Origin of the sequence: uncultured Aquimarina sp. (assembly GCF_947495315.1) — a bacterium.
Classification (GTDB): Bacteria; Bacteroidota; Bacteroidia; order Flavobacteriales; family Flavobacteriaceae; genus Aquimarina.
The window spans coordinates 130188-155712 of record NZ_CANLYD010000001.1 but is presented as its reverse complement, the minus strand read 5'-3'; the positions used below and the strand labels follow the sequence as shown (position 1 = coordinate 155712).

The 25525-nt window shown below is 33.6% G+C and carries 19 protein-coding genes; 17 read left to right on the top strand and 2 right to left on the bottom strand.

The window, feature by feature from the left end; all coding sequences use genetic code 11:
* Positions 1-105 precede the first annotated feature (105 nt).
* Together Q0910_RS00670 and Q0910_RS00665 are read left to right on the top strand one after the other, a co-directional pair.
* Positions 106-747: a class I SAM-dependent methyltransferase gene (locus Q0910_RS00670; protein WP_299211142.1), complete on the top strand. Its 642-nt coding sequence runs from the start codon at positions 106-108 to the stop codon at positions 745-747.
* Positions 748-772: 25 nt separating this feature from the next.
* Complete coding sequence (locus Q0910_RS00665) at positions 773-1759, top strand: glycosyltransferase (RefSeq protein WP_299211139.1); 987 nt, start codon at positions 773-775, stop codon at positions 1757-1759.
* A gap of 78 nt (positions 1760-1837) precedes the next feature.
* On the opposite strand, the gene Q0910_RS00660 is transcribed toward Q0910_RS00665, so the two are convergent.
* Entirely contained in the window at positions 1838-2785 is a 948-nt protein-coding gene (locus Q0910_RS00660) for a hypothetical protein (protein WP_299211136.1), read from the bottom strand.
* Between the two features lie 197 nt (positions 2786-2982).
* Here Q0910_RS00660 and Q0910_RS00655 point away from each other — a divergent pair, with 197 nt between their 5' ends.
* The 8 genes from Q0910_RS00655 to Q0910_RS00620 all read left to right on the top strand — a co-directional run bounded on the left by Q0910_RS00655 (position 2983) and on the right by Q0910_RS00620 (position 11690).
* On the top strand, positions 2983-3552 hold the full coding sequence (locus Q0910_RS00655) for an L-threonylcarbamoyladenylate synthase (protein WP_299211133.1): 570 nt from the start codon (positions 2983-2985) through the stop codon (positions 3550-3552).
* An 8-nt stretch (positions 3553-3560) separates the two neighbouring features.
* The gene (locus tag Q0910_RS00650) at positions 3561-4988 is read left to right on the top strand and encodes an HD domain-containing protein (protein ID WP_299211130.1); all 1428 of its coding nucleotides are present in this window, start codon (positions 3561-3563) and stop codon (positions 4986-4988) included.
* Between the two features lie 94 nt (positions 4989-5082).
* The gene (locus tag Q0910_RS00645) at positions 5083-6111 is read left to right on the top strand and encodes a COX15/CtaA family protein (RefSeq protein ID WP_299211127.1); all 1029 of its coding nucleotides are present in this window, start codon (positions 5083-5085) and stop codon (positions 6109-6111) included.
* A 56-nt stretch (positions 6112-6167) separates the two neighbouring features.
* On the top strand, positions 6168-6677 hold the full coding sequence (locus Q0910_RS00640) for a hypothetical protein (RefSeq protein ID WP_299211124.1): 510 nt from the start codon (positions 6168-6170) through the stop codon (positions 6675-6677).
* A 72-nt stretch (positions 6678-6749) separates the two neighbouring features.
* A complete protein-coding gene (locus Q0910_RS00635) occupies positions 6750-7106 on the top strand; it encodes a four helix bundle protein (protein WP_299211121.1) in 357 nt (118 codons plus the stop codon).
* 47 nt (positions 7107-7153) lie between these two features.
* Positions 7154-8212: a nucleoid-associated protein gene (locus Q0910_RS00630; RefSeq protein WP_299211118.1), complete on the top strand. Its 1059-nt coding sequence runs from the start codon at positions 7154-7156 to the stop codon at positions 8210-8212.
* 273 nt (positions 8213-8485) lie between these two features.
* Positions 8486-9997: a hypothetical protein gene (locus Q0910_RS00625; protein WP_299211115.1), complete on the top strand. Its 1512-nt coding sequence runs from the start codon at positions 8486-8488 to the stop codon at positions 9995-9997.
* 13 nt (positions 9998-10010) lie between these two features.
* Positions 10011-11690 (top strand): hypothetical protein, encoded by a 1680-nt coding sequence (locus tag Q0910_RS00620; protein WP_299211112.1) that lies wholly within the window; start codon positions 10011-10013, stop codon positions 11688-11690.
* Positions 11691-11758: 68 nt separating this feature from the next.
* Here Q0910_RS00620 and Q0910_RS00615 read toward each other — a convergent pair whose 3' ends face one another.
* Positions 11759-12826 carry a hypothetical protein gene (locus Q0910_RS00615; protein ID WP_299211109.1) on the bottom strand — a complete coding sequence of 356 codons (1068 nt, stop codon included), beginning with the start codon at positions 12824-12826 and terminating at the stop codon, positions 11759-11761.
* Between the two features lie 116 nt (positions 12827-12942).
* Here Q0910_RS00615 and Q0910_RS00610 point away from each other — a divergent pair, with 116 nt between their 5' ends.
* From Q0910_RS00610 to Q0910_RS00580, 7 genes are all read left to right on the top strand, one after another.
* The gene (locus Q0910_RS00610) at positions 12943-14397 is read left to right on the top strand and encodes a M20/M25/M40 family metallo-hydrolase (protein WP_299211106.1); all 1455 of its coding nucleotides are present in this window, start codon (positions 12943-12945) and stop codon (positions 14395-14397) included.
* A 158-nt stretch (positions 14398-14555) separates the two neighbouring features.
* A complete protein-coding gene (locus Q0910_RS00605; RefSeq protein WP_299211103.1) occupies positions 14556-15455 on the top strand; it encodes an ABC transporter ATP-binding protein in 900 nt (299 codons plus the stop codon).
* Positions 15456-15459: 4 nt separating this feature from the next.
* Positions 15460-16299 (top strand): ABC transporter permease, encoded by an 840-nt coding sequence (locus Q0910_RS00600; RefSeq protein ID WP_299211100.1) that lies wholly within the window; start codon positions 15460-15462, stop codon positions 16297-16299.
* A gap of 26 nt (positions 16300-16325) precedes the next feature.
* Positions 16326-19772 (top strand): T9SS type B sorting domain-containing protein, encoded by a 3447-nt coding sequence (locus Q0910_RS00595; RefSeq protein WP_299211097.1) that lies wholly within the window; start codon positions 16326-16328, stop codon positions 19770-19772.
* A 76-nt stretch (positions 19773-19848) separates the two neighbouring features.
* Complete coding sequence (locus Q0910_RS00590) at positions 19849-22320, top strand: T9SS type B sorting domain-containing protein (RefSeq protein WP_299211094.1); 2472 nt, start codon at positions 19849-19851, stop codon at positions 22318-22320.
* A gap of 79 nt (positions 22321-22399) precedes the next feature.
* Positions 22400-24406 (top strand): excinuclease ABC subunit UvrB, encoded by a 2007-nt coding sequence (gene uvrB / locus Q0910_RS00585; protein WP_299211091.1) that lies wholly within the window; start codon positions 22400-22402, stop codon positions 24404-24406.
* A 101-nt stretch (positions 24407-24507) separates the two neighbouring features.
* Positions 24508-25524: an adenosine deaminase gene (locus Q0910_RS00580; protein ID WP_299211088.1), complete on the top strand. Its 1017-nt coding sequence runs from the start codon at positions 24508-24510 to the stop codon at positions 25522-25524.
* Position 25525: the final 1 nt, after the last annotated feature.

Sequence of the window (25525 nt, the reverse complement as noted above, 5' to 3'; positions counted from 1 at the left end):
AATAAATATTGTACAATATTAAGAATTATAATAAAACAACAGTCTAGTTTTGGTTTAAAACTGACTAATAATAATTTTCTATAACTCAAAAAAATAAGCAGATCGATGGATTACGATAATAAACCCGATAATTATTTTAATAACACACGTCATGAAATGTTGGATTTTCTGCCCGAAAACACTAAAACATTATTAGATGTAGGATGCGGAGAAGGAGCTTTTGCTTCTTTCATTAAAGAAAAATATCAAACCGAAACCTGGGGAATTGAACTAATGAAGGAAGAAGGAGAAAAAGCAAAGAAGCTGCTTGACAAAGTTTTTATTGGAGAAGTAGAAGGTTTTATCGACAAACTTCCTGATGAGTATTTTGATGCTATCTATTTCAATGATGTTCTAGAGCACCTTGTAGATCCATATATGGTTTTGGAGAAGATTAAGAGCAAATTATCTAAAGATGGAGTAATCATTAGTTCCATTCCAAATATGAGATATCACAGTGCCCTAAAGAATCTTGTTCTTAAGAAAAATTGGGAATATGAAGATCACGGAATCATGGATAAAACGCATCTAAGATTCTTTACAGGGAAAAGTATAGCCAATATGTATACTCGTTTAGGGTATAAAATTTTAACACACAAAGGTATTAATAAAACAAAATCTATCAAGCCATATCTTTACAATCTCCCGTTATTTTTTACCGCAATGGATATGAGATATTTGCAATATGCTACGGTAGTAAAAAAATAACTATTAAAATTATTGATACTAAAAAATGAATATACTTATAGAAGATAAAACTGCACTATTGCCTGCAAAAAAATATGGTGGAACTGAACGAGTGATTTGGGGGCTTGGTAAAGAACTCTCCAAATTAGGACATAAAATCTACTTTTTAGCAAAAGAAGGTTCCTCTTCTGATTTTGCTACTGTACTAGTATATGACGAAAACAAAACATTACAAGATCAGATCCCAGCAGATGTTGATGTAGTTCATCTTTTTAATACATTAAACCAAGCGGTTGGCAAACCCTATATCTTTACTATGGAAGGTAATCCTTCACCAGATCAACTCCTTGATATTAATATGGTTTTTGTATCCGGAAATCATGCAAAAAGATATGGATCTACCGCCTTTGTTTATAACGGAATTGATTGGGATGATTATCCTGATCCAATATTGGATAATGATAGAAAATATCTTCATTTTTTAGCCAAAGCATCCTGGAAAGTAAAAAACCTATTTGGAACTGCTGATATTGCCCTGAAATCAGGTAATAAACTACACGTTATGGGTGGCGAACGATGGACCTTTAGAAATTTTAAAAGAGGTTTGAAATATATCTTGAATAAGAACATTATTTTTCACGGAATGGTTGAAAATGATAAAAAGATGGAAGTCGCTCAGCATTCTAAAGCTTTAGTTTTTCCTGTAGTTTGGCACGAACCTTTTGGAATTGCAATTACAGAGAGCATGTATGCCGGTTGTGCTGTTTTCGGAACAAAGAACGGTTCATTACCGGAATTAATAAAATCAGAAGTTGGTTTTACGGGTACTAACGCCGATGAAATCGCAAAAGCCGTTAGAGAATTTGATTACAATCCAAAAAGATGTCACGAATATGCGGTAAAATATTTCAATTCTAAAGTAATGACAGAATCATATCTAAAACTATATGAAAAGGTTATTTCTGGAGAAACAATAAACAATGAAGTCCCAAAATATATTGACTCAGAAAATATAGTTCCAAAATTTAACTGACATATTTTTATATCAAAGTGGGAAATCCAATAAAGGATTCCCACTTTTATAATTATACAATTTGGAAATAATATTTAATTACCAATTAACAGTATCTCTCCAACGATTACTCTCTGTATCTCCAAACATTTTCTGAGTTATAGTACCACTTACATTAATATTCCAAAAAGAATTAGGTATTAATCCGGGAGCTCTAACCTCATTAAGCAATTCTTGTTGATGTGAAGCACAGGAATTAGAAAATCTTATAGTTCGATAGTTTGTAGCCCCAATTCCAGTAGAAAGATTAGAACCTAATTGATTCGTTAAAAAAGAAGTATTTGTCAAATTGATTGAAATATCTCTACCTTCTCCTGAAAGTCTCCAACTATTTCCTCTATGATTGTATTCTAATTTTACTCTTAAATGTAATGCATATTGGTATACTTGATAAAATGGAGAACCTGAAACTATTAATTCGGCAAAGGCCTCGTGTACATATTTGAATGCTCTAGGCGAAGGTCCTTGAGTTATACCCGTTCCACAATTTTCTATATAGCTTTGCTTTCTGAATTGATATTGATTAGAGATTGGTACGGTCTTCGCTAAACTTGTATCCTCTGAAAGACTAACAGGTATCTGAGACACAGAACCAACCTCCTTAAGATTTTCTATATTTAATTTCTGAGTTGCAATTTCTTCATCACTCTCAAATTCATAAAAATTACCTTGATCAAACCAAATAATCTTATCTGCTAATCTAAATTGATTATCTTTATTCAAAATTCCCTGCAAAGCATAAGAAATTTCCATTTCCTCATCATAATGGGAAGTTAAAAAAGAAACTCCTTCTAATTCTTCTGTACTTAATTTTGCAAATTTTAGATAGCTTTTTCTAAATTCCTCCCAGTTATCAAAGGAAAATATTTCTTTTTCCTTTTGGATAGATAGATCATTACTAGTTTCTTGATCAACAAAATCGTTGCTTTCATTCTCACAGGATACTATTCCTGCACTAATCATCAATAAAAAAATGATTTTTTTCATAATATTTAGGTTTTAAAATTATTTTTGCACAAAGTTTATCCTGCTGTGCATTCAGGAAATTTTAGTGATTGGCCAATCACATAAGTAAATGTCTTGAGTCAATAGTATGTTACTGCCTAAAATTGTATTTATATTTACTTTAACTTTTCTTACTATAAAATGTATAATATTAATAATACTCCTACTTCAATATAATAATGGAAGATCACAGAGAAGAAATAGAGAAAACAATAAACATCCTAAAAAAAGGAGGACTTATCCTCTACCCTACAGATACCGTTTGGGGAATTGGTTGTGATGCTACTAATGCAGAAGCTGTAGATAAAATATATGCTTTAAAACAAAGAGCAGATAGTAAGGCTATGTTATGTCTGGTTAGCGATTTTAAAATGCTTCAGCAATATGTGGAAGAAGTTCCCGAAGTAGCATATGACATACTAAAATACGCTAAAAAAGCAACCACGATTATCTACGATAGACCTTTACGAGTAGCAGAAAATCTAATCGCAGAAGATAACACACTAGGAATTCGAGTAGCTCGTGATCCTTTCTGCGGAAAACTGATTCGAAAATTTAAGCGACCTATTGTTTCTACTTCTGCCAATATTAGTGGAAAATCCACACCTCGAAACTTAAAAGAAATAAGTAAGGAGATTTTGGAAGGCGTAGACTATGTTGTAAATTTGCCGTTGAAAAACAAAGATGCTAAACCTTCCTCTATCATCAAAATAGGAGGCGATAGTACAGTGAAAATTATCAGGAAGTAAATTGATTCATGTCGGAAGCTAAAAATTATAAAGAAGCATTACAATATTCTGTTTTTAATACTATATCCAAAGCGGCATCGAATCTTCAGCTAGAAAGCTACGTGATTGGAGGATTCGTAAGAGATTATGTTTTACAAAGAGGCACAGCTAAGGATATTGATATTGTAGCCGTTGGTAGTGGTATTGAATTAGCAAAAGAAGTTTCTAAATTATTACCAGGCAATCCAAAAATTCAGATATTCAAAACCTACGGAACGGCAATGCTAAAAGCCGATGATATAGAAGTAGAATTTGTAGGAGCCAGAAAAGAATCTTATCGAGAAAATAGTCGGAATCCAATTATTGAGAACGGCACTTTGCAAGATGATCAAAACCGAAGAGATTTTACTATCAATGCATTAGCATTAAATCTTTCTAACAATAACTTTGGAGATATTTTAGACCCTTTTAATGGACTAGAAGACCTAAGATCCAAAATTATTCGTACACCATTAGATCCGGATATTACATACTCTGATGATCCACTTAGAATGATGCGAGCCATTCGTTTTGCTACGCAACTCAATTTTAAGATTGAAGAAAAATCTTTAAAAGCAATTACTAAAAATAAAGATCGCATTAAGATCATTACCAAAGAACGTATTGTTGACGAACTTAATAAGATTTTATTAAGCGAAAAACCTTCTGTTGGATTTTTACTGTTAGAAAAGACAGGTTTATTACCATATATACTACCAGAATTGATAGCGTTAAAAGGTATCGACGAGGTCGAAGGTCAGAAACATAAAGACAATTTTTATCATACGTTAGAAGTTCTAGACAACATATCAGAAAACACAGATGATCTATGGTTACGCTGGGCAGCGTTATTGCACGATATCGGTAAAGCTCCTACCAAAAGATTTAGTAAAAAAGTGGGATGGACATTTCACGGTCACGAGTTTGTCGGTTCTAAAATGGTATTTAAACTATTTAAGCGTCTAAAAATGCCTTTGAATGACAAAATGAAGTTTGTTCAGAAAATGGTATTGATGAGTTCACGCCCTATTGTTATTGCGTCTGATGTTACGGATGCTGCGGTAAGGAGATTAGTATTTGATGCAGGTGATTATATTGAAGAGCTAATGACCCTTTGCGAAGCAGATATTACAACCAAAAACCCAAAACGCTTTAGGAAGTATCACAACAATTTTAAGATAGTCCGCCAGAAAATGGTAGAGGTAGAAGAACGCGATCATATTCGTAATTTCCAGCCGCCGGTAAGTGGAGAAGAAATTATGAAAGCTTTCAATATCAAACCTTCTCGTGAAATCGGAATCATTAAGGAAGCCATCAAAGAAGCTATTCTGGAAGGAGAAATATCTAATGAACATAACGCTGCTTATCAGTTTATGATTAAAAAAGGTGAAGAACTGGGATTGATAGTTGATAGTTGATAGTTGATAGTTTAAAGTTGATTCTTTTGATAGCTATATTTTGAACTTTTAAAAATAATAAATAGAAAAAAGACTGTACTTAGATTCTTAATTTATGAAAAAATATTTCAGACCACTTGTTATCACATCCATCATACTGATTTATTTGATCATCATTGCAGGAGCTGTAGTCAGAATGACAGGATCTGGAATGGGATGTCCGGATTGGCCTAAGTGCTTTGGATATTATATTCCTCCTACAGAGGAAGCACAAATTCAGTGGAAGTCTAATCACGAATATCAGGAAGGTTTTATTGTAATCCTGAACAAAGAATTGAGAATTGCAGCTAGAGATTTTACATCTTCTTTTACATATAACCCTAGTAATTGGAAGTCATATACAAAGCATGATTATGCCAAATTTAATGTCTGGCATACTTGGATTGAATATATCAATAGGTTAGTTACTGTGCTTTCAGGAATACCAATATTATTGATGTTTATTCTATCATTAAGGTTTTGGAAACAAAAACGAAAAATTACATTATTTGCCGGTATCACTATCCTAGCAATGGCATTCCAGGCCTGGTTAGGTAAAATCGTGGTAGACTCTAATTTATTGCCGCTAAGAATTACCGTTCATATGCTGGTAGCATTTATTATTTTAGCAATATTGTTATATGTTCTTTTCTTAACGAAAGACAGAATTAAATCTATTGAATTTAACACTACTTTTAAAAGTATTCTCCTTTTTTCAGTTATTCTTACTTTAGTTCAAGTTGCATTAGGCACACAAGTACGACAATATGTGGATGAACAAATAAAAATAGTTGGTGAACTATCAAAATCAGAATGGCTAAATCCACCTACATTTACCTTTTACATCCATAGGTCATTTTCTATTTTAGTTGTCCTTATTAACGCCTGGCTTCTTTGGTATAGTAAAAAAATGCAATTCGGTTTATCTAAATTAAATTGGGTTCTAGTACTAATTGGTTTAGAAGCATTAACAGGTATATTGATGTACTATTTTGATTTTCCTTTTTTGTCACAACCATTACATTTAGTATTATCTTCTTTATTGTTTGGAGTACAGTTTTACATTATGCTAGAGGTGTATAAAAATAAAGCTATTGAAGCCTGAAAATTAAAAATAGTCAGAAACAAGTTTGTATCTTTGTCCATCCAAATTAATCAAGAATGATTTACCGTTTCAGAATTATCCTGGATACAGAAGAAGATGTTTTTAGAGATATCGAAATAGAGCAAGATGCTACTTTAGAGCAGTTTCATAACGTAATCAACCAATCTTTTGGTTTTGATGGTATGGAAATGGCTTCCTTTTACACTAGTGATGAACAATGGAATCAAGGAGAAGAGATTTCTCTTTTTGATATGAGTGATGGCAATCAGCCAGTAAGATTGATGAATGAAACATCATTGATTGATGTTGTTCATGAAGTTTCTCCCCGATTGATTTATATATATGATTTTCTTAGTATGTGGACTTTTTTGGTAGAACTTGCTGAAATTGCCGAATATGAAAATGGAAAAGAGTATCCAAGCGTTATGTTTGTACATGGTCAAATTCCTGACAATGCTCCTGATAAAGAATTCAAAGCAGATAATCTAGACGACACTAATGAGGAAGAAGGTTTTCTGGATCTCGATGATTACGATGAATTAGGGTTTGATGAAAATTGGAATTAAATCTTGAGTATCTAAGAATCTAAGAATCTAAGTTACAAAGTCTAAATTTTTAAAAAAGCTAAAAATCTAATATTGAGCACCTATAGGGATCTGAAAATATGGCAAAAATCTATGACTTTAGTCAACAATATTTATCTGGAAACAGCAAAGTTTCCGAAAGAAGAAATATATGGCTTAACTTCTCAGATAAGAAGAGCCTCCGTTTCAATTCCCAGTAATATTGCAGAAGGTTATGGTAGAGAGAGTAAAAAAGAATATATTCGGTTCCTAAATATTTCAATTAGTTCATTGTTTGAAGTTCAGACGCAGTTAGAAATCGGAAAAAATCTTTCCTTTTTAAAAGAAAATAATTTTAATTCGTTATACGAAGACACTAGAGAAATAGAGCGCATGCTATCTAGCTATATCAGAAAAATCAAAGATTCTTAATTAAATCTTTGATACTTTGTAGCTTTGCTTCTCTGTAACTAAAAAATATGATCAACTTATACAGTACCCAAATAGAATCGCTTTCGATTCACAGAATAGGAAATAAAAGTAGAAACGAGAATATATTTCTTTCTGATTCTCCTTACAAACTTAATGATGAGTTAACAGCCTTGTTAAAAGAATACTTTTTCAAACCCTTTAGAGAAAAAGAAGAAAACTATTTTCAATTCGCAAATGAAGTAGATGTAGAATTTAATCCGCTATTTAAGATAGTTACTGAAATTTTTGACAACCCATCTTCTGCGCACGAAAAGTCTAAAAGAATTACTTCTTTATTATACGAACAGTCACAACATCCACATATTAAAAGTGGTGAAGTATACATTGCTTATCTAGAAAATCTAACTATAGACAACGAAAAAACAGCTGCTATTGGGATTTTTAAGTCAGAATTAAAATATGACTTCCTTCAGTTTGAAGAAAAAGGGAGTGACATAGAATTATTGCATCAGCAAGGTGTAAACCTTAACAAACTTGATAAAGGATGCTTGATCTTTAATCATAAAAAAGAAGAAGGATATAAAATTCTTTCTGTAGACTCTAACCGTTATGACACTAAATATTGGTTAGAACATTTCTTAGGAGTAGAAGCTTTTGAGGATGAAAACTTTTATACAAAAAAGTATATGAAGTTCTGTCAGGATTTTGCAAAAGATGTGGTATTGCCTGCCGAAGATAAAAAAGAGGAAGTGATGTTTATGAATCGAGCTGTAAATCACTTTGCAAAAAATGATACGTTTGAAGAATCTGCTTTTCTAAATGAAGTCATCGATAATCCAGATCTAATTCCTGAGTTTAAGCACTATAAATCAGAGAAAGCTCCAAAATATCATATAGAAGATCTCACGGAATTTCCGATTGCAAACACAGCAGTATCTGCGGCAAGAAAAAAGATAAAAAACACCATTAATCTGGATACCAATATTCAGATCAAAATGGATTTCATCAATCCTGAATCAGCAGAAAAATTTGTTGAAAAAGGTTGGGATGAAGAAAAACAGATGTACTACTATCTAGTATACTTTAATAAAGAGCAAAAAGATTAAAATGTAAAAAGCTCGAAGTCGGAAGTGGTAAGGTAGTTTATTAATCCTTTTACTTCTGACTTTGGATATCCAAAAAAATCTGCCTTCCAAACCTCTGTTTAAATTTCACCTTTGCACTGGGAAAAAATCTTAGATTTCCCTTAAATTCGCGCCTTTATTTAAAAAAACTTCATTTTTCAAGGTAACAATTAGTAATCTCAAGACACGTATATAAAAGCATTATAAATTTTTGTAGAGTTACTATGCTCCACAAGACAACTATTAAAAGTAATTATGAAAAAAATTAGAATCGTATCATCTCTAATTCTAGGGATCGTTTTTAGTTCTTACGGACAGACTAATAAAATTGAAAATACCGGTAATGTAGGTATTGGAACTACAACTCCTGCTGAAAAACTTGAAGTTAGAGGAAATATTAATTCGGAAAAATTTCAAATTAGAACTCCTTCGTCAGGTAGTTGGTTTAATATAACTTCTCCAAATGGCAGTAATAGATTTGACATCAACCGAAGATACAACGGTGATATTCCTTTAATGAGTGTTCTGACTAGTGGCAATGTAGGAATCGGAACGAAAACTCCTAATACAGTACTTCATATTAAGAAAAATCAATCCGGTTGGCTACAAGAAATTGCTGGTACCGCTTCTAATAATGGAGATTTTGTTGGGCTAAAAGTTCTTTCAGGCTATGCAGGAGAAACTAATAAATGGATTGGAATCTCTGCAATTGCAGAAAACCTACATTCTAATGCAACTGGACTAGGATTGTACACTGGAGCAACTGAAAGATTCAGAATTCAACATAACGGTAACGTAGGTATCGGAACGACAAGTCCGGATGCTAAATTACACCTAAATGCTCTAGAAAGAAATGCGTTAAGAATCTATAGAGAAACAATAACTGACAAATATCTCAATATTTGGCACGGAACTTCTGGAGCTGTTATTGAGCCTATAAGAACAGATGGAGAAACCTCTTCTTTGTATTTAGGTGGATATGACACTCCTACTAACGTTTTTTTATCAGCTAATGGAGGTAACGTGGGTATCGGAACTACAAGTCCAAATGCCAAACTACAGATTACATCTACTTCAATTGATGAATTCTCTACTAATAGATATGATGCTAATTTGATTATAGAAGGAACAAATACTTCAAGATCTGTTTCAAAAGGAGCCACTCTCGGATTTGTCGTACCTGCTAATACTAATGGGGGTAATTCTTGGCAACAAGGTAGGATTATGGTCACACCGGATAACGAAAGTAATGCTAATGCCAGTGGCAGAATGTTATTACAAACACGTTATATAAACAATGGAGCATGGCGCTGGAGAAACAATTTGATTTTAACATCAAACGGAAATGTAGGCATTGGAACCGCAGACACCAAAGGTTTTAAACTAGGTGTAAAAGGTAAAATAGCAGCAGAAGAGGTTAAAGTTGCCCTATACAATACTTGGCCTGACTACGTTTTCGAGAATGACTATAACTTACCATCATTACAACAGGTAGAAAATCATATCGTAGAAAAAGGACATCTAGAAAACATTCCTTCGGCTGCAGAAGTAGTAGAAAACGGTATCCAATTAGGAGAAATGAACTCAAAATTACTTCAGAAAATAGAAGAGTTAACACTCTATATGATTGAGCAAAATAAAAAGACAGAGAACCAACAAAAAGAAATCTATAAACTTCAAGAAGAAAACAAAAAATTAAAATCAACAAGCAGCATGTTAATTGAATTACAAATGCGTCTTGAAAAGCTAGAATCAAAAACTAAATAATCAAAAAATAACTATGAAAAAAACAGTATTCATAATAGTAGTATTACTCATTTTTATCGAGGCAAAATCTCAAAATGTAGATTTAAACAACTCTTCGGATTACATTAGGGTTCAAAAAAATGATGGAACAGGTTTTACTAGAGCTTTTGGCTTAAATGGAGCTAATCAACTTTATATAGGAAGCATTGAAAAGACAATAGGGAATATGTACTTTTTTAATAAAGGAACAGGGCATTTAATGACTCTTAATCCTTCTGGTAATTTAGGTATAGGAACAACAAACCCTGGAGCTAAACTAGATATATTATCAAACACAGGACAAACAGAAAGTCTAATGCGATTTAAGGTTTCTGATGCTCCTTCAGATTATCTACAGATAGCAAATAGTACAGGTTCTGCAAATCAATTTATTCCACTAATTAAAGGATATCATGATTCAGATAACAGGTATTCTATATCAATTATGGGATCTACATCAGATGCTATGGATAATGGTACAAATGCACTAATAAATTTTAACGCAAGAAGATTAAATAGTGCTGTACAAAACAGACCCTTATTTGTATGGACCAATTATGATCAAAAATTAATGACAATGGCGGCTAATGGCAATGTGGGTATCGGAACTACAAATCCAATAGAGAAACTCCATGTAGAAGGATCTTTTTTATTAGATGCGTATCAGACAGGAGATCAAAATGGCCTTTTTTTTAGAGAAGGTTTTTCATCATCAAACAAATATAATTTATCAATCCTAACACATGATGATGGAGATAATAGTCCTGATGCATTGGATATTAATGCGTATGATGGCATTTATTTTAATACAGGTTCTAATAGTAGAAATCCTAGAATGACTATTAAAGGAGACGGAAACATAGGGATTGGAACGACAAATCCGCAAGAAAAACTTCAAATTGGAAATACATATACTTTCCACGATGGTGGACATAAAGTTATAGGTTTTTTATACAAGCCATCTGGCGGAGTAGATTTAGACCCTTTACAATACTCAAGTGAAATAAGGTTTGATCCAGTGAATGGTAATTTTTTCTTAGGAACTTCTAATACTGTCACAGCAGGTCCTACCGCAAGATTATCAATTAATAAAACTGGTAATGTAGGTATTGGGACTACAAATCCTTTAGCAAAACTAGACGTACGAGGAGTAATTAAAACATCATATTCTGATGGTAGATATGTAAACCTTTTCACCTCTGGAGATGGAAATAGTTATATAAATATAACAGGTGGGTCTGCTACTTCTAGGTTTGGTTTTCAAGTTGATGGAAGTAGTAAAATGTCTATAATGAAAAATGGAAATGTCGGTATTGGAACCGCAGATACCAAAGGCTTTAAATTAGGAGTTGCCGGAAAAATAGCAGCAGAAGAGATTAAAGTTGCTTTATACAATGCCTGGCCTGACTATGTATTCGAAGATAACCATAACCTACCAACACTACAACAGGTAGAAAACCATATCGCAGAAAAAGGACATTTAGAAAACATCCCTTCCGCAGCAGAAGTAGCAAAAAACGGTATTCAGTTAGGAGAAATGAATGCAAAACTGCTTCAAAAAATAGAAGAACTTACACTCTATATGATTGAGCAAAATAAAAAGACAGAAAATCTTATCAAAGAAGTAGAAGCATTAAAACATAAAAATGCTGAACTAGAGAAAAAAATTAAGTAGCATTTGAGTCATTGAGTATGTGAGTTTTAAACTAACACTTAAAAACTCACATACTCACCTCTCACACTCTATCCCTCTAACAATCTTTTCATGTTCACATTTTCATAATTTCTTCTTACAAAATCTAATGCTGTTTTTAATACTTCACCCATAGATTTACTTCTCCTGAATTTTAAATCTAATGTAAAGTTATATAAATGTTCTCTTAATTCTTTGAGGTTTTCCTCTGTAGAAACAGTGTCCTTACACATACAATCTATGAGTGTTTCATAACGCGATCGAGAATTTAATATTCGTTTTGCCAAAACAGAACGCTCCTCTTTTTTGTACTGTTCAATAGAGCTAGGTTGTAGTTTATTCATGACAATAGCAACCATATCAAAATTCTCTTTAAAAAATTGTGGTTGATATACTTTTAATTTACCCTCAAAACATTGTTGATCAAAATCTATCGCTCTAATTTTATATTCTACATGTTCAAAATCATGGATTGGGATGATTACATAATTATAGGATCGCATATCCCCTAACAAACGCATCTGACAACGCTCATTGAATTTCACAAACTCTTTTGCTATCTGAGATTTTGCCTGGTCACTTAAGTCCGGTAAAAAATCTTTAATAAATACATCTCCGGGGATTCCTGCTATATGCTCTTCTATCAATGTATTTTTATACACCAAAAAGTTAATCCGATTAGGTGAAAACATATGCTCTAACTCTAATCCATAGATACGAGAAGCATCAGCTTTTTTAACATAAATATAGGTGTAGTTATCATTCAGGATGTTTCTAACCCTAACTCTAAACGGTTTTGAATTCCCAAAAGTACAGTAATCAATTGCATCTATATTAAGGAACTCTATAGCATCCTCGTTTCCATCAGAATGGAGTATCGTGTACACCTTTTTTAAACTGGATTCTATTTCTGGCCGCTCATGCTCTTCATAATATACACGAATCCATAACGTATCCTGATCATTACTATCATACACAACTATGGAACCAGAAAACCTCAACAAATCATCATAAAACACCGGAATTTTAATTTTACGATTACATTCTTTTAAATAACTATCCAGACTATCATTAATCGGATAGGTAGGTTTCTTCTTAGACATTAACTTTTCTTCCATGATTATAAAATTAACCAAAATATGTAATTGGTAAGTTCTTTTTAGGAAAGTAAATATGTGCATGACCCGCAAATACTTATCTTTACAGTCATATTCTAAACTCAACATCTTTTAAAATGAAACATTTCATCTCATTAGTAATGCTATCATTACTAACAATCACAGTCACTTTTGCTCAAGAAGAATCATCGTCATTCTATGCCACCATGGCTTTAATAGATGCTGAAGACCTGCAAAAAGAATACCCTAACGAAATAAAGATAATTGCTAAACGAAGAAATGAAGCAGCTGTTTTGATATCTGAAGAAGGAAGTCATAAATTACACGGTCGTGTTTTAGTTCACGGTCCTGGATTTATATATAAATCTTCAGAAAATCAAGCGAAACAAGCTTTATTAAATGACAATAAAAGTGCTTCTCAAAGTAAAATGGCATTTACTATCACAGAAGATGCTATAGTAAATTTGGCAATGGATGCTATTAATACTCAAAATATCGCAAACCATATAACGGAACTTGAAAATTATGGAACAAGATACCATACTTCTAACGCTGCAGCACAATCAGCTCAAGATCTAAAAGTAAAATGGGAAACCATGGCTACAACCTATAACAGAACAGATGTTAGCGTACGATTAGTAAATCATACTAGTACTCCAATGCAATCGGTAGTAATGACTATTCAGGGTTCAGAATTTCCTGATGAATTTGTGATTGTTGGGGGTCACTTAGATTCTACTTCTTCCCAAGGAAATAATGACGCTCCAGGAGCTGACGATGATGCATCTGGTATTGCAACGATTACTGAAACGACAAGAGCTTTATTTGAAATCGGTTTTCAGCCAAAAAGAACTATTGAGGTGATGGCATATGCTGCAGAAGAAGTGGGACTTCGAGGATCGGCAGAAATTGCAGCAGATTATAAAGCCAATAACATAAATGTAGTTGCGGTTGGTCAATTTGATATGACCAATTATAATGGCTCTGTTAATGATGTTTATTTTATCTCTGATAATACAGATACTACTCTTAATGCGTTTTTTAAACAATTAATGGACCACTATAATGCATCTGGAGATCATCAACTTACATACAGTACTGCTCTATGTAACTATGGTTGTTCTGATCACGCTAGTTGGAACAGCCAAGGATATAAAGCTTCTTTTCCTTTTGAAGCCAGCTTTTCTCAATATAACCCAAATATCCATACTAGAAATGACACATTTAGCATATCCGGAACTGCAGAACATGCTACAAAATTTGCAAAGCTATGTAGTGAATTTCTTATTGAAATAGCTAAAAATGATGCTACGCTATCTACACCTGAATTTGAAGCGGAAGGGTATTATATTTTTACAAACAACAAAACGCTTACATATCAAATATCTGAAACCAGTTCTAAAGTAGAAAGCATTAACATTTATGATATGAATGGAAGAAAGATTCTTCGAAAAGAAGATATAGGAACTTCGGGAACTATCGTTATGAATTCAATAAGTAGTGGTGTTTATGTAATTACACTTGCATTAAAGGATCAAAGACAACTAAGTAAAAAAATTATTTTAAAATAAAATAACGGATCAAAAAGATTTTACACAAAAAAGACCAGCTAATAAAGTTGGTCTTTTTTTGTATATCATCATTATTAAGTTCGTTTTTTCAACATTCCTTTTGTAACAAAAATCAATACTAGTCGTCTTGTTTAATATAACCGCCAAAAAAAATACAATTGGAAACTATTCTAACTTTGAAGAATCTTACCAAAAGATTCGGACCAATAACCGCCGTTAATGACCTTTCCTTTACTATAAAGAAGGGAAACGTTTATGGTATTTTAGGACCTAACGGAAGTGGTAAATCAACTACGCTAGGTATTGTTCTTAATGTAGTTAATAGATCTTCGGGAGATTTTACCTGGTTTGACGGAACTACCTCTACACATGAGGCTCTTAAAAAAGTAGGAGCAATTATAGAACGTCCTAACTTTTATCCATATATGACAGCTGCTCAAAATCTGAAGCTTGTCTGTCAAATTAAGGAAGTTCCCGCTGATAAAATTGAAGAGAAGTTAGAGCTTGTTGGTCTTTTGGATCGAAAGGACAGTAAATTTAGAACATTCTCTCTTGGTATGAAACAACGTTTAGCGATTGCTTCCGCTCTACTAAATGATCCAGAAATTCTTATTCTTGATGAACCAACAAATGGTTTAGATCCACAAGGGATTCATCAAATCAGAGAAATTATTAAGGTAATTGCCTCAAAAGGAACTACAATTCTTTTGGCTTCGCATTTATTAGATGAAGTAGAAAAAGTCTGTAGTCATGTGGTTATCATCCGTAAAGGGGTAAAACTATATTCTGGTCCTGTAGATGAAATGAATGCAAGCCATGGTTTCTTTGAATTAAATAGTAATCAAAATAGTGTACTTAAAAAATGGTTGTCTGAACAAAATACTTTTGGAAATATTAAAGAAGAAGAAGACAAACTTATTGCTTTTTTAAATCGCGAATTAGATGCAGAAAGTCTGAACAAGCAGTTGCACGAGGCTGGTATTACGCTTACCCATCTGGTAAAACGCAAAGAAAGTCTGGAAGAACAGTTCTTACAATTAACCAACAATTTAAACTAAAGCAATGTTACGATTACTCAATATAGAATTTCAGAAATTACGATTTAATAAGTCTGCCAAAGTACTTACTATTACTTATTTTGTATTAATAACAGCGATTGCACTTATAGCTTCTTATGAGTTTAATCTTGGAGGGGTAAAAGTTAGATTAGCAGATCAAGGAATCTTTAACTTTCCTTACATATGGCACTTTACCTCGTATATTGCTGCTTGGCTAAAGATTTTTCTAGCTATTGTTATTGTTTCCATAATGGCTAATGAATATACCAATAGAACCCTTAAGCAAAATCTTATTGACGGATTAAGTAAAAAAGAATTTTTAACCTCTAAATTCCTGACGGTAATAGTTTTTTCCTTAATATCAACAATCTTTTTATTTACGGTTGCACTGGTTTTAGGCTTGATATTTTCGGACTACAATGAATTCTCTATAATCATTACAGATTTAGAATTTATCTTTGCATACTTCATAAAATTAGTTGGGTTCTTTTCTTTTTGTATGTTTTTAGGAATACTCATTAAACGTTCTGCCTTCGCCCTTGGTTTTCTTATTTTTTGGCAAATTATTGAAGCAATTGTTTGGGGGTTAGCAAATTTAGTAAAATGGAAATTCGATTCTGACTTGATTTACAAAATGATCCCATTCTTACCTTTGGATAGTATGGCGAATCTTATTAATGAACCTTGGTCTAGATTAAATTTTATACAAGCTGCAGCTAACCAACTTGGCGAAGGATTTCAGAGAGACTATGCTGTACACTGGTATGAGATACTAATTGTATTAGTTTGGACTGCAATATTTGTGAGACTTTCATATTATCTTCTAAAAAAGAGAGATTTATGATATCTTTGAGTTTTTGAACTCAACTCATGAAATACGCATCAACTGTTCTTTTATTTTTATTAGGCTCCTCACTATTTGCGCAAGGAGAAGCTAATAATTGGTATTTTGGACAAAACGCAGGAATAAGTTTCAGCACGACACCTCCTACTCCTCTTACAGATGGAAATATAAATACACTAGAAGGGTGCACTACTATTTCTGATGCCACGGGTCAATTACTTTTTTACACAGATGGAAGAACAGCTTGGAACCGGAATGGTCAGGTGATGCCTAATGCTAATTACAATGGTGGCACTGGTCTATTGGGTGATCCATCAAGTACCTCAAGTGCATTGATTGTACCTCAACCCAATGTCCCTAATAGATATTTTATTTTTGCAGTAGATGAACCCCATCACGAAAATGCAGCTACCTATCCTAATCAAAATACAGGATTCCCAGCTAACCAAGATGATGGTTTTAATAATGGGTTTACTTATTCTGTTGTGGATATGACTTTAAACGGTGGATTAGGAGATGTAGTTGTTAGTGAAAAAAATATCCCTCTGATTACTTACAACCCTTCAGATAATGTTGAAAGTTCTTATAAATGTTCTGAAAAAATCACAGCTGTAAAAAGTGATGATTGTGATTCTTTTTGGGTGATTACGCATTTTATTGATACTTACTATGCGTTTAGTGTAGACCAAACTGGTGTAAACACCACTCCCGTAACATCACAAGTTGGAGTAACGGTTCCCATTTTAGGTTATAGACGGAATGCCTTAGGATATCTAAAAGCTTCTCCAGAAGGAGACAAATTAGCTGTAGTGCATTTTGGATTAACCAATGTCACTGGCGGTGATGGACCAGGAAAGGTATTGTTTTATGATTTTGATAATAGTACAGGAATAGTTAGTAATGAAATAGAATTATACGATGGTGATGCCCCATATGGAATAGAATTTTCACAAAGTGGAGAACGTTTATATACTACAGTAGGTTTGGGAGTTGGTGGTCAAGGAGAAGGTTTTTTGATGCAATTTGACCTCACATTACCAGACAACCAAATAGCGGCTAGCGGAACAAGAATCTTAAATGAAAACGGACAAGATACATCTATTTTTAGTGCAGGAGCATTACAGCTAGGACCCGATGGAAAAATCTACAGAGCACTGTTTGACTTTAACTCTAGCACTGGAAACTACCTTGGAGTTATAGAGAACCCCGAAGAGTTGGCAGCTAATATTAATTATAGTGATAGAGGAGTATTAGTAAATATAGATGGAAGAAGAGGTTCCAGAATAGGACTACCACCATTTATTCAATCGATTTTTGCACAAACTATTGATATTATTAACAGTGGAGATCCTAATAACGTAAATCTTATACTTTGTGAAGGAGATACTTATCGATTAGAATACCAAGATATTGCCACAGCAACATACACATGGTTTGTCGATGATGTTCAGATTACCAACAACACCTTTTTTCTGGATATTACTACTACCGGAAATTATAGATTAGAAGTTGATCTCAATGATGGTAGTTGCCCTTTGATTGGTGTTGCTAACGCGACCTTTTTTGAAGTCCCTACTGTTCAAAACACCCCTGCTGATGAAATCATTTGTGATGAGAATAATGATGGAATATCAGATCTAGACCTGTCATTATATGATGCTACAATTTTAGGAACTCAAGACCCTAATCAGTTTCAGGTGCGTTATTTCAGATCACTAGCAGATGCTAATGCTGATACCAACGTATTGCCTCAAAATTTTACAACCGAAAACAATCCACAAACCATTGTTGCGAGAATTGAAAATATAGAAAATATAAACTGCAATAACACAACTAGTTTCCAAATTGAGATTTTTGATGGACCAACAGCTTTTGCAACTAATCCAATAGTTTCTTGTGATAATGCAGATGATAGCGATGATACTAATGGCATGATAACATACGATTTAACTTCAGTAAATGGTGACATTTATAACGGTCAAAATGTTGCTGACTATGCTATTAGTTACCATACTACTCTAGTAGATGCGCAGAATAATACGAATCCGATTCCAGATCCTACAAATGCAGTATTATCAAGTACAATGACTGCGATATATGCCAGATTAGAAAATAATCTAAACATAGCTTGTTTTGACACCATAGAGATTTCTGTAACTATTAATTTATTACCTGTAGCAAACGATACATCTTTATCTCAATGTGATGAATATTTGAATACCAATGATGGTATAACATTATTCAATCTTAATGAAGCTACAGATCAAATTATTGGAGGTAGTGCAGATCGTTCAATTTTATTTTTTGAAGATCTAGTCTCGGCTGATGCAGGAACCCCTGCGATATCAAATACAAATACATATCAAAATACAGTAGCTAATCAGCAACTTTTTGTTAGGGTAATAGATGACCTAACAGAATGTTTTAGAATTTCTACACTAGATCTTTTAGTAAGCACTACATCAGCTAGTGATGCAATTTTAAACGAATGTGATGATGATGGTACAGAAGACGGTTTCAGGGAATTTGATCTTACACAAGCAAATGCACAAGTTCTTATAGGAATCGCTAGCCCAAATCTTGCCGTTTCTTATTATGAAACTAATGAAAATGCTCTTAGTGAGACTGATCCAATCACTTTCTACACCAATACTACAGCTGGGACCCAAGGTCAAGATATAGTCTATGCCAGAGTAGAGGATAATCTAAATCAATGTTTTGGTATTAATCAAGTAGCACTTTTTGTCAACCCTTTACCAGATATTGAAGAAGTAAGTGAAGCTTTTTTATGTGAAGGTGCTAACGTTATTATCGACTCAGGACTAGAATCTGGAAACTCTAATAATTTTGATTATCTATGGTCTACTGGAGAAACTACAGAAAGTATTAGCATTACTCAGGAAGGAACATATACGGTAACGGTAACAAATCAATTAACAAGGTGTTCCAAAGACAGAACAGTAACCGTCACAATATCTTCTCCTGCTACGATCATACAACCTATTGAGATCAATGATGCATCAGATAACAATACTGTTACCATCAATGTAAACGGATCTGGTGATTACGAATATGCAATCGCATATAATGGAAGTAACATCAGAACCTATCAAGACAGTCCTACGTTCACAAACGTTCCTCCGGGATTTCATACAGTATATGTAAGAGATAAAAACGGATGTGGAGAAGTTACTCAGGATATTTCTGTTGTAGGATTTCCTAAATATTTTACGCCAAACGGTGATGGTTTTCACGAAACCTGGAATGTAGAAGGAATATCATCTCAGGTACTGGGCAATTCTATTATTTATATTTTTGATCGTAGTGGTAAACTGCTGAAACAGTTAATCCCTTCAGGAAATGGGTGGGATGGAACATATGGTGGAAGATTAATGCCTTCCAGCGAATATTGGTTCCAGGTAAAATTAGGTGATGGAAGAATCCGTAAAGGAAGCTTCTCACTAATTAGATAATATATCATTTACTGTTAAGGTCACCTTAATGTACTATTTTATTATTAGTATATTCGCTGTATAACAAAAATTGTAAATGAGGAAAAAATTACTAATCACCTTAGTACTTCTTATATCATTTTTTTACAGCTATTCTCAAAATGAACCTACAGATTGTGTTAATGCTATTTTAGTCTGTGGAAATACTAATTTAGAATTAAACTCTAATGGTACAGGTATTTCAGATTTTAATATTGCTGGGAACAATCCGCCTAGTTGTGGTTTTACTGAATCTCAAAGTTTATGGCTAAGAGTTAATATCATTCAAGACGGTACTTTGGCATTCACCATAACTCCACAATCTTCTAGTCCTCAAGAAGATTATGATTTTGCGGTATATGGCCCCAATGTTACTTGCTCTACTTTAGGTAGTTCTATCCGTTGTTCTTCCACAAATCCTCCTGCAGCTAATGTAGCTACAACAACAGGACTTAGCGATACTGAAACAGATGCAACAGAAGGTCCAGGAAATCTAGGAAATGGTTTTGTAAGATCTATAGATGCTCTCGCAGGAGAAGAATACTACATTCTCATCGATAACTTTTCTCAGAATGGAGGTTTTGATCTTGAATTTACTGGAACTGCATTATTACCTGATAGCCCTATAAATAACGCTACAACAAATATTGATTTATCAGAATGTGATATAGTAGGTGATAGTGATGATGGAATGACTTTTTTTGATCTCGATAGTAATACTCCTATTATCCTGGGTTCACAAACCAACACGGTTATATCGTATTACAATAATGCCGCTGATGCTAATACTGGTGATCAACCTCTAGTAAGTCCATATTTAAGTACTGAAGACAAAGAAATAATATATTTTCGCATAGAAAATACTATTACAGGATGTTTTATCGTAAATAGTTTCATACTTAATATACTTCCAAAACCCGCAATAAATACACCAACTCCATTTAGTATTTGTGATAATGATAATGATGGCGATGACACTAACGGAATAGCTACATTTTTATTAAACAACAAGGACCCTGAAATCCTGGATGCTATAGCACTTCCCAATAACATCATCACCTATCACCCAACGCTAGTTGATGCCGAAAATGGTACTAATAGTATTGACAAGACTGTACCATACACAAACATTACTAATCCTCAAGTAATTTATATTAGAGTTCAAGACATTTCATCTTCATTATGTGTTAGTAGTATTACAACTTTAGATATACAAGTCAATCCATTACCAGTTGCTACTCCATCATCCTTAATACAGTGTGATGAATATAACGATCTCACTGATGGAATCACATTGTTTAATCTGAACGAAGCAACGGACCAGATTACAGGTGGCGCTTCAGATAGAACTGTTATGTTTTTTGAAGATATAGTATCTGCTAACGCGGGAACACCTTCAATTACAAATACTGACACCTATCAAAACACAATTATTAATCAGCAATTATTTGTTCGGATTATAGATGATATTAATAATTGCTTTAGGGTCACTACTCTAGATCTTCAGGCAAGTATAACCTCAGCAAATAACGCATCTTTGCCAACTTGTGATGATGATGGCACAGAAGATGGTTTTGCCGAATTTATAATGAGTGATGCTGATGCAGATATTATTAATGGAATTGCCACCCCTAACTTATCGGTTGTCTATTATGAATCTATTGATGATGCATTAAGTGAAACTAATCCGATAACCACCTATACCAATACTACAGCTGGGACCCAAGGTCAAGATATAGTCTATGCCAGAGTAGAGGATAATCTAAATCAATGCTTTGGTATTAATCAAGTAGCACTTTTTATCAATCCATTACCAGATATTGAAGAAGTAAGTGAAGCTTTTTTATGTGAAGATGCTAACGTTATTATCGACTCAGGACTAGAATCTGGAAACTCTAATAATTTTGATTATCTATGGTCTACTGGAGAAACTACAGAAAGTATTAGCATTACTCAGGAAGGAACATATACGGTAACGGTAACAAATCAATTAACAAGGTGTTCCAAAGACAGAACAGTAACCGTCACAATATCTTCTCCTGCTACGATCATACAACCTATTGAGATCAATGATGCATCAGATAATAATACTGTTACTATCAATGTAAACGGATCTGGTGATTACGAATATACAATCGCATATAATGGAAGTAACATCAGAACCTATCAAGACGGTCCTACGTTCACGAATGTTCCTCCGGGATTTCATACAGTATATGTAAGAGATAAAAACGGATGTGGAGAAGTTACTCAGGATATTTCTGTTGTAGGATTTCCTAAATATTTTACGCCAAACGGTGATGGTTTTCACGAAACCTGGAATGTAGAAGGAATATCATCTCAGGTACTGGGCAATTCTATTATTTATATTTTTGATCGTAGTGGTAAACTGCTGAAACAGTTAATCCCTTCAGGAAATGGGTGGGATGGAACATATGGTGGAAGATTAATGCCTTCCAGCGAATATTGGTTCCAGGTAAAATTAGGTGATGGAAGAATCCGTAAAGGGAACTTTTCTTTAATACGATAAACTTTCCCTAAAACTTTAATTCAGTTTTAAAAATCATAACAGTATTCTGTATCTTTATTCGGAAAAGATAGCCCATATAATGAAGTTCGAACTCAAGTCAGATTTTAAACCCACAGGAGATCAACCTGAAGCGATAAAGCAGCTTGTTAATGCTATGGAAGCAGGAGAAAGATATCAAACGCTTTTAGGAGTTACAGGATCAGGTAAAACATTTACTGCAGCCAATGTTATTTCAAAGGTCCAACGCCCTACATTAGTATTAGCGCATAATAAAACCTTAGCCGCTCAATTATATTCTGAATTTAAGCAATTCTTTCCTGAGAATGCTATAGAATATTTTGTTTCCTACTACGATTATTATCAACCGGAAGCCTATATCCCAACAACTGGAACATATATAGAAAAAGACTTGTCGATTAATGATGAAATTGAGAAATTAAGATTAAGTGCCACTTCATCCCTACTTTCAGGGCGTAGAGATGTACTTGTTGTTGCATCAGTTTCTTGTTTATACGGTATTGGAAACCCTGTTGAATTTCAGAAAAACGTAATATCCATAGAACAAGGTCAGTTTGTTTCCAGAACAGCATTACTGCATAAATTAGTTCAAAGTCTTTATTCCAGAACTGAAGCGGAATTTAATCACGGTAATTTCAGAATTAAAGGAGATACAGTGGATATTTATCCAAGTTATGCTGATGATGCATTTAGGGTACACTTTTTTGGTGATGAAATCGAAGAAATAGAAGCTTTTGATGTTCAAACCAATGAAATTGTTGAAAAATATGATCGCCTCAATATCTACCCTGCTAATATGTTTGTCACTTCTCCGGATGTATTACACGGAGCGATTGATCAGATCGCTTTGGATTTAGGAAAACAAGTGGAATACTTCAAAGAAATAGGAAAACATCTGGAAGCTAAACGACTGGAAGAACGCACTAACTTTGATTTAGAAATGATTAAAGAACTGGGGTATTGCTCTGGAATTGAAAACTACTCTCGCTATCTTGATGGCCGTGAACCAGGAACGAGACCTTTCTGTTTATTAGATTACTTCCCAGATGATTATTTAATGATCGTAGATGAAAGCCACGTAACTATCCCTCAAACACATGCGATGTATGGAGGCGATCGATCCAGAAAAGAAAACCTGGTAGAATATGGATTCAGACTTCCTGCTGCAATGGATAATAGACCTTTAAAATTTGAAGAATTTGAAGCAATTCAAAATCAAATAATTTATATCAGTGCTACACCAGCAGACTACGAATTACAAAAAAGTGAAGGAACTTATGTGGAACAGATTATCAGACCAACTGGATTACTAGATCCTGTAATAGAAGTACGACCAAGCCTTAATCAAATTGATGATTTGATTGAAGAAATGCATAAACGAATCGAAAAAGATGAACGTATCCTAGTTACAACTCTAACTAAAAGAATGGCAGAAGAGTTAACTAAATATCTTACTAGAATTGATATTCGATGCCGTTATATACATAGTGATGTAGACACTTTAGAACGTGTAGAAATTATGCAAGACTTAAGAAAAGGACTTTTTGATGTACTGATTGGTGTAAATCTTCTTAGAGAAGGATTGGATCTTCCGGAAGTGTCCTTGGTTGCTATTTTGGATGCAGATAAAGAAGGGTTCTTGCGTAATAATAGATCTCTGACTCAAACCATCGGTAGAGCTGCAAGAAATGTAAACGGGTTAGCAATCATGTATGCGGACAAAATAACAAAAAGTATGCAGTTAACAATTGATCAAACCAATTATCGCCGTGAAAAACAGATTGCTTATAATACCAAACATGGGATCACTCCTACCGCTATCAAAAAATCACTGGATAATGCGCTGGCCGGTAAAAAAGTAGAACCCTATCAATTTGAAACCGCTCCAACCTTAAAAGCTGCAGAAGAGGAAACTGCATATTATACAAAGGATCAGTTAGAAACTCGTATCCGTAATGTTCGTAAAGAAATGGAGAAAGCTGCAAAAGAGTTAGACTTTATGACCGCAGCAAGATTACGGGATGAAATTAAAATGCTACAAGCTAAGGTTCAGGATCAAAAAGTATAGTTTATGTAAAAAATAAACTCTAAAAATAATATCACAAGGAGTTTCCTCTTCAAACTAACATAGTATTGAAGTGAAATTAAAACACAAAACTAAAAACATACATGATTTCAATAGAAAAATTTATAGAAGGTATTCCTAAAACAGAACTTCATTTACATATCGAAGGTACTTTTGAACCAGAATTGATGTTTGAGATCGCTAAACGAAACAAAAAAAAGATTCCATTCAACTCAGTTTCTGAATTAAAAAATGCTTACAAATTTAATAACCTTCAGGAATTTCTGGATATCTATTATGCAGGCGCCAATGTACTAATTACAGAAAAAGATTTTTATGATCTTACCTGGGCCTATCTTACTAAAGTGCATGAGCAAAATGTAGTGCATGTAGAGATCTTTTTTGATCCACAAACGCATACAGATCGTGGCGTCTCTTTTGATACTGTTATCAAAGGAATTCGTTCTGCACTAGAAGATGGAAAATCGAAACTAGGTATCAGTTATAAATTAATTATGTCTTTCCTGAGACATCTTGATGAGGCTTCTGCTTTTAAAACATTAGAACAAGCATTACCTTATAAAAATTGGATTAGTGCGGTAGGATTGGATTCTTCAGAAGTAGGAAATCCTCCTTCTAAGTTTGAACGCGTATTTGCAAAATCAATTGAAGAAGGTTTTCTAACCGTTGCACATGCAGGAGAAGAAGGTCCTGCCGAGTATATTTGGGAAGCCCTGGATTTACTAAAAATCACCAGAATTGATCACGGTAATCGCTGCCTGGATGATTCAACATTAGTGGAAAGATTGGTCGATCTACAAATACCGCTTACCTTATGTCCGCTTTCAAATTTAGAATTAAAAGTAGTGCAAGACATGAAAGAGCATCCTATCGCCGAGATGATGGAAAAAAATCTACTGGTAACTGTTAATTCTGATGACCCAGCATATTTTGGCGGATATATGAATGAAAACTATCTGGGGATTGCTAAGGCTTTACATCTTTCTAAAGAACAGATCACTACCTTGGTTAAAAATAGTTTTAAAGCAAGTTGGTTATCCGATCAGGAAAAGGAAAACAGTATACAAAAAATTGATCAATACTTTCAGGAGAGCAAATGAG